Source organism: Kocuria sp. KH4 (assembly GCF_053711175.1).
This window is the reverse complement of the sequence record NZ_JBSJYX010000025.1, coordinates 35260-47509: the sequence shown is the minus strand read 5'-3', so window position 1 is coordinate 47509 and position 12250 is coordinate 35260. Positions and strand designations below refer to the sequence as shown.

The window sequence follows — 12250 nt, the reverse complement described above, 5'->3', positions numbered from 1 at the left end:
CCGCAGCCGCCGGATACCCCGCCGGCCCACCCACCGGCCCACCCGCAGGAGAGGAACCGTTCCCCGTGGCACGCATGACCAAGGCCCAGCGCGAGTGGCGTCCCGGGCAGCCCCGCCCGCGCCGCTCGATCCGCACGATGTTCGCCTCCTCCGTGCTGGTCATGGAGGCGTTCATCGCCTTCTTCGCCGCCCTGACCGCCTACGGGGTGCTCGGGCGCGAGCTGGGGGACAGCACCCGCACGGCGATCTTCGCGGGCGGGTGCGTCCTCGCCGTCGTCCTCCTGCTGGCCCCGGCCGTGCTGGGCCGCCCCTGGGGGTACACCGTGGGCTGGGTCCTGCAGGTCGTGCTGATCGCCACGGGCTTCGTGCTCCCCGCCATGTTCGTGGTCGGCGTGCTCTCCGCCCTGGCGTGGTGGTACGCGGTGCGCACCGGGGCGCGGCTGGACCGGGAGAACGCCGCCCGCGACGCGGCCCAGGCGCAGTGGGAGCGCGAGCACCCGGACGGATAGGCTGGGCACCGACATCCCCGACCCGTCCTCCGGAAGGATCCTCATGACCACGGAACGCACCCTCGTCCTCGTCAAGCCCGACGGGGTGGCCCGCGGCCTCACCGGCCAGGTCCTCGCCCGGATCGAGGCCAAGGGCTACCGGCTGGCCGACCTGCGGCTGCTCCAGGCCGAGCGCGCAGTGCTCGAGGAGCACTACGCGGAGCACCGGGGCAAGCCGTTCTTCGAGCCGCTGGTGGAGTTCATGCTCAGCGGGCCCGTGGTCGCCGCCGTCGTCGAGGGCGACCGGGTGATCGAGGGCTTCCGCTCGCTGGCCGGGACCACCGAGCCGACCACCGCCGCGCCGGGCACCATCCGCGGGGACCTCGGCCGGGACTGGGGCCAGAAGGTCCAGCAGAACATCGTGCACGGCTCCGACTCCCCGGAGTCCGCCGAGCGCGAGATCGGCATCTGGTTCGCCTGAGCGCCGCACGCGACGACGGCCCGCCTTCCCCGTGGGGGAGGCGGGCCGTCGTCGTCCGGAGCCGCGCCCGCGGCGCGGGGAGGACCGCCGCGGCCGGTCGTGCCGGGGCGGATCGGGCGGGTGGGTCAGGCCGGGAAGATCACGCCGGCGAAGCGGATGAGCACCGTCCCGAAGATCAGCACGAGAAGCGCGGCGGCCGCGAACCACGCCCACTGCTCCGCCCCGCGCGCCACGGCGGCCGGGGCGGGCAGGACGCCGGCGCGCAGGTTCCGGGCGGTGGTCTGCACCACCAGCACCGTCTGCATCACCCAGACGAGCATGCAGTACAGGCACAGGGCGTTGATCTCGAACGTGGTCTGGTACCACAGCCACAGCACGAACAGCCACCCGAGGGTCACCCCGAGCTGCACGCCCCACCAGTACCAGGCTGCGAAGCGGGCCCCGGCCAGCACCGCCAGGGCCACGGCCACCACGACCGCGTAGGCGACGAGGCCGATGAAGGGGTTGGGGAAGCCGAAGGCCTCGGCCTGCGGGGTGCGCATGACCGTGCCGCAGGACAGCCACGAGTTGATGTCGCAGCTGGTGCGGTGGCCGGCGTCGAGGAAGAGCTGGACCCGCTCGTAGACCAGCGTGGCCGCGCCGTAGAAGCCGAGCAGGCCGGTCACGAGGGCCACGAGGCCCCAGCGCCGGTCGGCGCGCGCGGCGTGCTCGGAGGGCTGGGCGGGGGAGCCGTCGAGGGCGGGGGCAGAGGTGGTCACAGGCCCGATCCTAGGCGATGCACCCCGGAGTCGGCGGGGAGCCCGGCGGGCCGGTTGCGGGCCGTGACGAGGACAATCCGGGTCGGAGCCGGGCGTCTGTGAGATACTGGCCACGGTCGAGCCCGCCCGTACGCGGAATCTCGGCCCAGCCGGACTTCGACGCCGGTCGGCAGGACCCGCGGCTCTCATCGGATTGAGCGCGTCCGCCGCCGGCCCAAGACCGTTGCCCTTGTGAGCAGCGGCTCGGAGCCCCGGACTGGCTCGTTGCCGTCCCCGCCCGTTCGCGTGGCGTGCGGGACGCGGCGGGTACGCACAGGACTTCTGGCCGCCGCGTGGACCCCACCGGCGAAACGCCGACCAAGCCGCTGCGGTGACCGGGTACGGACGGCGTACCGCGGCATGGAGCACAGCTGTATATGGATGCCGAACAGGTGAACCAGGACGGGGCGCAGGACGCCCTGGACGCTGGTCAGCAGAACACATCGGACGACGCCCGCCGGGAACCCCCGGCGGTGGACCCGGCGGGCGGGAGCGCCCCCGGGACCCTGTCGGAGACGCCGGGCGACGTCCTGGACGAGCCCGCCGGGACGGAGTCCTCCGCCCCGGCGCCCGGCGACCCCGCCGGGACCGACACCCTCGACGTCGCGCCGGGCACCGCCGTGCCCGGCGACGAGACGCCGGGTTCGGTGGCCGAGGAGGTCGCCGCGCCGACCCGCCCCGCACCGGGCACGTCCGGGGCCGAGCAGTCCGCGGAGGAGATCGAGCCGGCCGGTGAGGCGCAGGACCTCGGGACGGGCGCCGCTCCGGCGGGCCCGGACACGGCCCCCGCGGCCGGCGGCCCGCCCGCCGCCGTGGACACCGCGGAGTCTCCCGCCGCGCCCGCGGAGGAGGCCCCCGCCGAGGACGGCGCGCCGGGCCCGTCCGCCGGCGAGCCGGAGCCCGCCGCGGCCGCCGCCGCCGTCGTCGCCGCGCCCGGGGAGCAGGCCTCCCCGGAGGACGCCGCGCCCGGCCCGGACGGCTCCGGCCCGGAGGAGCCCGACGCCGCCGAGGAGCCGGAGGAGCCCGGCACTCCGCTGGCCGCCGCCGTCACCGCGACCTCCCTCATGTTCCACGCCCCCGACCTCGACGAGCTGCGCGAGGCCGCGCAGCAGCGCGCGGCCCGCCGCCGCGAGGCCCGGCGCCGGCAGCAGGAGGACGACGCGACCGCCGAGGACCCGGGCGACGGGGCCGAGGCGGAGGCTGCCGAGCTCGCCGAGGAGGCCGAGGAGGCCGACCAGGGCACCGGCGGCGGCGTGACCAGCCGCCGGCGCCGCCGCCGGCGCCGCGGTGACATGGACATGGAGCTGGTGGGCGGCAGCGACGACGACCCGCCCAACACCGTCACGCGGGTCCGCGCCCCGCGCGCCGCGGACAGCGCCACGGTCGACGAGGTCGTGGCGGTGAAGGGCTCCACCCGGCTCGAGGCCAAGAAGCAGCGCCGCCGGGAGTCCCGCCAGACCGGCCGCCGCCGCCAGGTCATCACGGAGGCCGAGTTCCTCGCCCGCCGCGAGTCCGTCGAACGGCGGATGCTGGTGCGGCAGAAGGACAACCGGATCCAGATCGGCGTCCTCGAGGACGGCGTGCTGGCCGAGCACTTCGTCTCCCACACGCAGCAGGACTCGCTGATCGGCAACGTCTACGTGGGCAAGGTGCAGAACGTGCTGCCCTCCATGGAGGCGGCGTTCGTCGACATCGGCCGGGGCCGCAACGCCGTCCTCTACGCCGGCGAGGTCAACTGGGACGCCTCCCGCCTCGAGGGCGGGCCGCGCCGGATCGAGGTCGCGCTGAAGTCCGGGGACTCGGTGCTGGTGCAGGTCACCAAGGACCCGGTGGGGCACAAGGGCGCCCGGCTCACGAGCCAGATCTCCCTGCCCGGCCGCTACCTGGTCTACGTCCCGGGCGGGTCGATGACCGGGATCTCCCGGAAGCTGCCCGACGTCGAGCGCGCCCGGCTGAAGAAGATCCTTAAGGACCGGCTGCCGGACGGGGCGGGCGTCATCGTGCGCACCGCCGCGGAAGGGGCCTCCGAGCAGGAGCTCACCCACGACATCAACCGGCTGCGGGCCCAGTGGGAGCAGATCCAGGAGCGGGCGGGCTCCACCAGGACCCTGGCCCCGGAGATGCTCTACGCCGAGCCGGACCTGACCATCAAGACCGTCCGCGACGTCTTCAACGAGGACTTCACCACCATGGTGGTCCAGGGCGAGGATGCGTGGGACAACATCGAGGCGTACGTGACCTACGTCGCGCCGGACCTGCTCGACCGGCTCCAGAAGTGGGACGAGGACGAGGACCTGTTCGTGAACCAGCGTGTGGAGGAACAGATCCAGAAGGCACTCGACCGCAAGGTCTTCCTGCCCTCGGGCGGCTCGCTCGTGATCGACCGGACCGAGGCCATGACGGTCGTCGACGTCAACACCGGCAAGTTCACCGGATCCGGGGGCAACCTCGAGGAGACCGTCACCAAGAACAACCTGGAGGCGGCCGAGGAGATCGTGCGGCAGCTGCGGCTGCGGGACATCGGCGGCATCATCGTCATCGACTTCATCGACATGGTGCTCGAGTCCAACCGCGACCTCGTGCTGCGCCGCCTGGTGGAGTGCCTGGGACGGGACCGCACCAAGCACCAGGTGGCCGAGGTGACCTCCCTGGGGCTGGTGCAGATGACCCGCAAGCGGATGGGCACGGGTCTGCTCGAGGTGTTCTCCGAGCCCTGCGAGCACTGCGCCGGCCGCGGCGTCGTCGTGCACGACCACCCGCTGGAGGGCCGCACCGGCGGCGTGCCGGGCGAGATCCGCGACCAGCGGCCCAACCGCACCGACCGCACCGACCGCAAGCGCAGCCGCCGCGGCCAGGGCGAGCAGCAGCCCGCCCGCCCGGAGGCCCGCCCCGCCGAGCCGGATCCCGCGGAGAAGGCGAAGGCCGAGGCCGCGCGCACGGCGTTCGCGACCATCGCGGCCGCCACCCACCACGAGGCCCCGGAGGAGGCGGAGACGCCCCGCGCCGAGGAGCCGGACGCCGCCGCCGAGTCCCGCCCGGAGGGCTCGGGACGTTCGCGGAAGAAGCGCCGCGGCAAGCGCAGCCGCAGCCGCGGCCAGGGCGCGGAGACCGCCGCCGAGCCGCAGGAGACCGGGGAGACCCGCTCCCCGGCCGAGCCCGAGCCCACCGCCGAGGAGCCCACCGCCGAGCAGGGCTCGCGCCTGACGATCAAGGGCGAGGTCATCGAGCTCCCGCAGGGCCACGCGTCCGACACCGAGGAGCCCGCCGAGGCGCCCCACCTGAGCCTGGACTCGCTGGCGGAGGCCTTCGGCCCGCGGACGCCGGAGCGGCGCACCCCCGCGCCGGCCGGCGACACCGGGGCGCCCGCCGCCGCGGCCCCGGACGAGACGGCCGGACCGGCGCCGCGTCCCGCCGAGGAGCGCCCGGCCACGGGCGGCGCCCCGGCCGGACCCTCCTCCGGGACGCCGGTCGGGACGCCGGTCGAGGCGCCCGCGGAGCCGGCGCGCCCGCGCCGCCGCTCGCGCCGCGCCTCGGCCCCGGCCGCCCGACCGGGGGAGGCCCAGGTGACCGCCGGTCAGGCGGCCGCCGCCGAGGGCGGACGGCACGAGGCCACCACCGCCGCTGCGCTCCCGCAGCGCGCCGCCGGGGACGGGCCGACCGTCGTGGGCGTCGGCGTCAAGGCCGAGGACCTCACCAGCGGCCGGCCCGCCGGCCAGGGCTGAGCGCCCGCCCGCCGAGGCACCCCGAAGGACCCCGACCCGCCGGTCGGGGTCCTTCGCCGTCACCGGGCCCGTCCTCCGGCCCGGCGCGGGACCGGTGCCTGCCAGCCTCCCGCCGGACCCCCGGCCGTCACACGACCCGCCCTCCTGTCCGGCCGCCCGGGTGCGGGAGTAGCGTGGTCGCACCACACGCGGGCGGCCCGACCGGGCGGACCCCCGGCCCGCAGCGCCGAGGGGATGGCCATGAGCAGCAAGCAGATCGTACTCACCGCGGGCACCGAGCTCTTCGGGCACCGGGACCCCTCGGCCCTGGACCGGCACTGGGCCCCGGACTTCCGGCAGCACTCCGGGCTCGGCCCCGACGGCCGGGAGGGGCTGCGCGCCGTCCTCCACCGGCTGCCGGAGGACTTCCGGATCGAGACCCTGCGCGTGCTCGAGGACGGGGACATGGTCGCCGTCCACTGCGTCTACCACGGCCTCGGCCCGGAGCCGCTCGTGGCGGTGGACGTCTTCCGCGTGGCCGGCGACCGCCTCGCCGAGCACTGGGACGCCCTCGCGCCGCTGCCCGGCGGGGCCGCCGGGGCGCACCGGATCGACGGCCCCCGGCAGGTCACGGACCACGAGCACACCGCGGCGAACAAGGCGCTGATCACCGAGTGGGTGCACGAACGGCTCCTGGGCGCGGACCGTGAGGCCCTCCGGGAGCTGGCCCGCGATCCGCGCTACGCCGAGCACGGCGCCGGCCCGGACGCCCCGCTCTCCCGGCGCGTCCTCCACCGGGTGCTCGGCGAGGGCGACCTCGTCCTGACCGTCACCGAGGGCACGCTCGCGCCCGACGGCGCGGACCCGGAGCACGGCGGCCGGCGACCGGCCGGCTGCTACGACCTGTGGCGGGTCGTGGACGGGCGGATCCTCGAGCACTGGGAGGTCGTCCAGCCCGTCCCCGAGCGGATGCCGCACGGCAACGGCTTCTTCTGACCGGGCGGGCCGGCGCCGGCCGGGGGCTAGACTGGCGGAACACCTGACACGGGGTGCCGCGCGAGCGGCTGAGATCACACCCGTCGAACCTGATCTAGCCAGTACTAGCGAAGGGATGTCGCTGATGCGCGATGCCGTACCCCCGCCCGCCCGCACCGCAGGAGCCGAGGGGGCGCCACCGGACCCCGCGCTCGCCGAGGACGCCGCCACGGCCCTCGAGGAGCTGCGCACCGCGGCGCCGCTGGTGCAGTGCATCACCAACACCGTGGTCGCCAACGTCACCGCCAACGTCCTGCTGGCCGTGGGCGCCTCCCCGGCCATGACCGACATCCAGGGCGAGGGCGGAGTCTTCGCCGAGCTCGCCGACGGGCTGCTCGTGAACACCGGAACGCCCACCGCCGAGCAGCGCGGCGCCGCCTACGAGGCCGTCGGCGCCCGCCAGCGGGCCGGCCGCCCCTGGGTCCTGGACCCCGTGGCCGTGGGCGCCCTGCCCGTGCGCACCGCGCTGGCCCGCGACCTGCTGCGGCACCGCCCGGCGATCGTGCGCGGCAACGCCTCGGAGATCCTGGGTCTCGCCGGCGGCGCCGGCGGCCGGGGCACGGACGCCACCCACGGCGTCGACGCCGCCCGGGACGCCGCCGCCGCGCTCGCCGCGCAGGCCGGCTCGGCCGTGGCCGTCTCGGGCCCGGTCGACCTCGTGCACGCCCCCGGCGGGGGCGTGGTGCGCGTGCCGCACGGCACGCCGCTGCTGACCCGGGTCACCGGCGGCGGCTGCGCCCTGGGCGCCCTCATGGCCGCCTTCACCGCGGTGCGCGCCGATCCCGCCGCGGCGGCGATCGCCGCCACGGCGGTCTACACCCTGGCGGCCGAGGACGCCGCCGCCGGCTGCGCCGGTCCCGGCTCCTTCGCGGTGGCCCTGCTCGACCGGCTGCACGCCATCACCCCGGAGCAGCTCGCCGCCCGGGCGGAGCTCGTGCGCGAGGAGGGTGGCCGGTGAGCGCCCGCCTCGACCCCGCCGCCCTGGCCCTGCACCTCGTGACCGACACGGCGCTCAGCGCCCCGCGCAGCGTGCCCGACGTCGTGGCGGCCGCCGTCGCCGGGGGAGCCACCATGGTCCAGGTCCGGGAGAAGCACGCCCCGGCCCGGGAGCTGGTGGCCCTGCTCGTGGCCGTCGCGGAGCGCGTGGGACGGGACGTCCCCGTGCTCGTCGACGACCGGGCCGACGCCTACCTGGCCGCCCGGGCGGCCGGGGCGCCCGTCGCCGGGGTGCACGTCGGCCAGAGCGACCTGCCCGTGGAGCTGGCCCGGCGGATCTGCGGGCCGGACGCGGTGGTGGGGCTGAGCGCCGCCACGGCGCCGGAGCTCGACGCCGCTGCCGCCCTGCCCCCGGGCACCGTCGACTACCTCGGGGTCGGTGCCGTGCGCGCCACCCGGACGAAGCCCGACCACCCCGAGCCGCTGGGCGTCGAGGGCTTCGCCCGCGCCGCGGCCCGCGCCACCCTGCCGTGCCTGGCGATCGGCGGGGTGCGGGTCGAGGACGCCGCCGCCCTGCGCGCGGCCGGTGCGGCGGGGCTGGCCGTGGTCTCCGGGATCTGCGCCGACCCCGATCCCGGGGCCGCGGCCGCCCGGTACGTGCTCGCCTTCGGCCGCGTCCCCGAGGAGGTGGCCCGATGAGCGCCCGGGTGCCCCGCGTCCTGGCCGTCGCCGGCACCGACCCCACCGGCGGGGCGGGACAGCAGGCGGACCTGAAGTCGATCGCGGCGATGGGCGGCTACGGCATGAGCGCCGTGACCGCCGTCGTGGTGCAGAACACCCTCGGGGTGCGCTCCGTCCACGTCCCGCCGGCGGAGGTCCTCGCCGCCCAGTTGGACGCCGTGGCCGAGGACGTCGGGATCGACGCGGTGAAGATCGGCATGCTCGGCTCCGTGCCGGTGATCGAGACGGTGACCCGCTGGCTCGAGCAGCGGCGGCCGCCGGTGGTGGTGCTGGACCCCGTCATGGTCGCCACGTCGGGCGGGCGCCTGCTCGAGCCGGAGGCCGAGGACGCGCTGCGCGCGATGCTCGCCCACGCCGACCTCGTCACCCCCAATCTGCCGGAGCTGGCGGTGCTCGCCCAGGAGGAGACCGCCTCCTCCTGGGCGCAGGCCCTGGCGCAGGGCCACCGGGTGGCCCGGGCGCACGGCACCCTGGTGCTCGTCAAGGGCGGGCACCTCGCCGGGGACCGCACGCCGGACGCCCTCGTGGGCCCGGACGCGCCGGAGCCCCTCGTCGCCTTCGACGGCGCCCGGGTGCCCACCGAGAACTCCCACGGCACCGGCTGCTCGCTCTCCTCGGCGCTGGCCACCCTGCAGGCCCGGCACGGGGACTGGGCGCACAGCCTCGGGATCGCCCGCGAGTGGCTGCGCGGGGCGCTCGAGCACTCCGCGGACCTGGACGTCGGCCGGGGCAGCGGACCCGTGCACCACTTCCACCACGTCCAGGACGCGCTGGAGGGCTGGGGTGCGGCGCCGGCCCGGTTCAGCGACGAGCTCTGGGCGGCCTCCGCGGGGGTGCGCCGCGAGATCGAGGAGCTCGACTTCGTCCGCGGCCTGGGCGACGGCCGGCTCGAGCCGGAGCGGTTCCTGGCCTACCTCGACCAGGACCTGCAGTACCTCGACGGCTACGGCCGGGCGCTGACCCTGCTCGCGGCCCGGGCCCCGGACGAGCGGCAGCGGCTGTTCTTCGCGGCCGGCGCGGTGTCCTGCACCGAGACGGAGAGCGAGTTGCACCGGGCCCGCCTGCGGCACGCCGGGACCGGGGCCGCCGGCTCCGGTCCCGGGGAGGTGACCCGGCGCTACACCACCTTCCTGCTCGCGGCCACCGCCGCGGAGCCCTACCCGGTGGGCCTCGCCGCGGTGCTGCCGTGCTTCTGGGTCTACGCCGACGTCGGCCGGCACCTGGGGGAGCTCGCGGCCGCCGCCGGGACCGGTGAGCACCCCTACGCGGACTGGCTCGCCACCTACGCCGACGAGGGCTTCCAGGAGGCGACCCGCACCGCCCGGGAGCTGCTCGACGAGGCCGCCCGGGGCGCGACCCCGGCCGTGCGCGAGCGGATGCGGGAGGTGTTCCTGGAGGCGTGCGCGCTGGAGCGGGACTTCTTCGCCGCGCCGGTCCCGGCGGTTCGGTTGGCGGGCATTGACGGGATCGAGTAGTCTTGATCTTCGGTGCCATGCCGGTGCGCGCGTGTTCCAACTCGACACCCCACCTGGCGGCACATGCGGGTGCAGTTCCTGAATTGCGGCGAACCTGCGCTGACCACGGCCTGGTCCCACGGGCCGGTCACCGTCAGCTCGTCTCAACGTCGTTGGTCCTGACAGGGGTGCGCTCGACCCACACTGTTTACACATGACGTCGAGAGAAGTGAGTTCCCAAGTGGTGTACGCGATTGTCCGCGCTGGCGGCCGCCAGGAAAAGGTTTCCGTCGGAGACCTCGTTACCCTTGACCGCGTCGCCGGCGGAGCAGGCAGCACCATCGAGCTTCCTGCCCTCCTGCTGGTGGACGGGGACAAGATCACCTCGGATGCCCAGACCCTGGCCAGCGTCAAGGTCACGGCCGAGATCGTCGGCGACCTGCGCGGTCCCAAGATCTCCATCCAGAAGTTCAAGAACAAGACCGGCTACAAGAAGCGCCAGGGCTTCCGGGCCGAGCTGACCACCGTCAAGGTGACCGGTATCGACGCCTGATCGGCGCGATTCCCCCTCCACATACCGGACGCCAGTCCCAACACGAAGGTAGGCACACCTCATGGCACACAAGAAGGGCGCGAGCTCCACTCGCAACGGTCGGGATTCCAACGCGCAGTACCTCGGCGTGAAGCGCTTCGGCGGCCAGACCGTCAACGCCGGCGAGATCCTCGTCCGCCAGCGCGGCACGCACTTCCACCCCGGCCTGAACGTCGGCCGCGGTGGCGACGACACCCTCTTCGCCCTGGCCGCCGGCCAGGTCGAGTTCGGCACCCGTCGGGGCCGGAAGGTCGTCAACATCCAGGCTGCCGCCGAGTAGTCGACCGGGCCGGTCCGCCGGCCCCCGGTGCGGGCTCCGTCCCGCACCACCCATGTCTGATCTGTGGAGGGTGGGTGCGTCCAGCGCCCGCCCTCTACAGTTTTAACGTGGCCCGTGCGCGGGCCCGCCCGTTCATGACCCAGAGGAGCTCCCCGTGGCCAGTTTCGTCGACCGCGTCGTCCTGCACGTCTCCGGTGGTGCCGGGGGGCACGGCTGCGTGTCCATCCGCCGCGAGAAGTTCAAGCCGCTCGGCGGACCGGACGGCGGCAACGGCGGGGACGGCGGCAACGTGATCCTGCGTGTGGACGGCCAGACCACCACCCTGTTGAACTACCACCACGCCCCGCACCGCTCCGCGCCCAACGGCGGACCCGGCAAGGGCGACCTCCGGCACGGCCACCAGGGCGAGGACTTGGTGCTGTCCGTGCCCGACGGCACGGTGGTCAAGGACGGCGACGGCAACGTGCTCGCCGACCTCGTGGGCGAGGGCGCCGAGTTCGTCGCCGCCGCCGGCGGGCAGGGCGGGCTCGGCAACGCCGCGCTGGCCTCGGTCAAGCGCAAGGCCCCCGGCTTCGCCCTGCTGGGCACCCCGGGCGCGTCCCGGGACGTGGTCCTGGAGTTGAAGTCGATCGCGGACATCGCCCTGGTCGGCTACCCCTCGGCCGGCAAGTCCAGCCTGATCGCGGCCATCAGCGCGGCCCGGCCGAAGATCGCCGACTACCCGTTCACCACGCTCGTGCCCAACCTCGGGGTCGTCCAGGCCGGGGACGTGCGCTACACCGTCGCCGACGTGCCCGGCCTGATCCCGGGGGCCTCGGAGGGCAAGGGGCTGGGCCTGGAGTTCCTGCGCCACGTGGAGCGCTGCGCCGCCCTCGTGCACGTCCTGGACTGCGCCACCCTCGAGCCCGGCCGGGACCCGGTCTCCGACCTGGAGACCATCGAGGCGGAGCTCGCCGGCTACGCCGTGGACGACGACCTCGGCGGCGGGGACGCGCTGCCGCTCAACGAGCGGCCCCGGCTGGTGGTGCTCAACAAGATCGACGTGCCCGAGGCCCGCGAGCTGGCCGACTTCGTGCGCCCGGAGCTCGAGTCCCGCGGCTACCGCGTCTTCGAGGTCTCCACCGCCTCCCACGAGGGCCTGCGCCCGCTGACCTTCGCGATGGGCGAGGTCGTGGAGCAGGCCCGGGCGGCCCTCCCCACCCCGGCGGAGGCCCCGCGCGTGGTGCTGCGGCCCCGGGGCGTGCGCGGACCCGAGTTCACCATCACCCGCGAGGAGCGCGACCTCGAGCCGCTGTGGCACGTGCGCGGGGACAAGCCCGACCGCTGGATCCTGCAGACCGACTTCAACAACGAGGAGGCGGTGGGCTATCTCGCCGACCGGCTCGCGAAGCTCGGCGTGGAGGCCGGGCTGTTCAAGCAGGGCGCCCGGCCCGGGGACGCCGTGCTCATCGGCCCGGAGGACAACGGCGTGGTCTTCGACTGGGAGCCGACGATGGTCGGCGGCGCGGAGCTGCTCGCCGGCCCGCGCGGCACCGACCTGCGCTTCGCCGACATCGACCGCCCCACCCGCGAGCAGAAGCGCCAGCAGTACCAGGAGCGCAAGGACGCCAAGGCCGCGGCCCGCGCCGAGCTCGAGGCCGAGCGCACCGCCGGGGTGTGGACCGAGTCGGTCGACGCCCGCCGGGGCGGGGCCGAGCCGGAGCCCGGCGCCGAGGACTGACGACCGCCGCGGGCACGACCCGCCC

Annotated in this window: 11 protein-coding genes and 1 riboswitch; of the genes, 10 read left to right on the top strand and 1 reads right to left on the bottom strand. The window is 75.6% G+C overall.

Going from position 1 to position 12250, the window contains the following annotated elements; genetic code table 11:
* Positions 1-65 precede the first annotated feature (65 nt).
* Positions 66-509 carry a DUF4233 domain-containing protein gene (locus tag ACWCOM_RS15630; protein ID WP_454549670.1) on the top strand — a complete coding sequence of 148 codons (444 nt, stop codon included), beginning with the start codon at positions 66-68 and terminating at the stop codon, positions 507-509.
* Between the two features lie 43 nt (positions 510-552).
* The gene (ndk, locus tag ACWCOM_RS15625; RefSeq protein ID WP_454549669.1) at positions 553-969 is read left to right on the top strand and encodes a nucleoside-diphosphate kinase; all 417 of its coding nucleotides are present in this window, start codon (positions 553-555) and stop codon (positions 967-969) included.
* Between the two features lie 125 nt (positions 970-1094).
* On the opposite strand, the gene ACWCOM_RS15620 is transcribed toward ndk, so the two are convergent.
* Positions 1095-1727 (bottom strand): vitamin K epoxide reductase family protein, encoded by a 633-nt coding sequence (locus tag ACWCOM_RS15620; protein ID WP_454549668.1) that lies wholly within the window; start codon positions 1725-1727, stop codon positions 1095-1097.
* Positions 1728-2143: 416 nt separating this feature from the next.
* Between ACWCOM_RS15620 and ACWCOM_RS15615 the strand changes: the two genes are divergently transcribed.
* From ACWCOM_RS15615 to obgE, 8 genes are all read left to right on the top strand, one after another.
* Entirely contained in the window at positions 2144-5488 is a 3345-nt protein-coding gene (locus ACWCOM_RS15615) for an Rne/Rng family ribonuclease (protein ID WP_454549667.1), read from the top strand.
* A 240-nt stretch (positions 5489-5728) separates the two neighbouring features.
* Complete coding sequence (locus tag ACWCOM_RS15610; RefSeq protein ID WP_454549666.1) at positions 5729-6463, top strand: nuclear transport factor 2 family protein; 735 nt, start codon at positions 5729-5731, stop codon at positions 6461-6463.
* Between the two features lie 39 nt (positions 6464-6502).
* Positions 6503-6596, top strand: a riboswitch (TPP riboswitch).
* Complete coding sequence (thiM, locus tag ACWCOM_RS15605) at positions 6588-7460, top strand: hydroxyethylthiazole kinase (RefSeq protein WP_454549665.1); 873 nt, start codon at positions 6588-6590, stop codon at positions 7458-7460. It overlaps the preceding riboswitch by 9 nt.
* Positions 7457-8137, top strand: coding sequence for a thiamine phosphate synthase (gene thiE, locus ACWCOM_RS15600; RefSeq protein ID WP_454549664.1), 681 nt, complete (start codon positions 7457-7459; stop codon positions 8135-8137). Before thiM ends, thiE begins: the two co-directional genes overlap by 4 nt.
* Complete coding sequence (gene thiD, locus ACWCOM_RS15595) at positions 8134-9654, top strand: bifunctional hydroxymethylpyrimidine kinase/phosphomethylpyrimidine kinase (RefSeq protein WP_454549663.1); 1521 nt, start codon at positions 8134-8136, stop codon at positions 9652-9654. Before thiE ends, thiD begins: the two co-directional genes overlap by 4 nt.
* 220 nt (positions 9655-9874) lie before the next feature.
* Positions 9875-10186 (top strand): 50S ribosomal protein L21, encoded by a 312-nt coding sequence (rplU, locus tag ACWCOM_RS15590; protein ID WP_454549688.1) that lies wholly within the window; start codon positions 9875-9877, stop codon positions 10184-10186.
* Between the two features lie 61 nt (positions 10187-10247).
* Positions 10248-10505, top strand: coding sequence for a 50S ribosomal protein L27 (rpmA, locus tag ACWCOM_RS15585; RefSeq protein ID WP_017834601.1), 258 nt, complete (start codon positions 10248-10250; stop codon positions 10503-10505).
* A gap of 154 nt (positions 10506-10659) precedes the next feature.
* Complete coding sequence (obgE, locus tag ACWCOM_RS15580; RefSeq protein WP_454549662.1) at positions 10660-12225, top strand: GTPase ObgE; 1566 nt, start codon at positions 10660-10662, stop codon at positions 12223-12225.
* Positions 12226-12250: the final 25 nt, after the last annotated feature.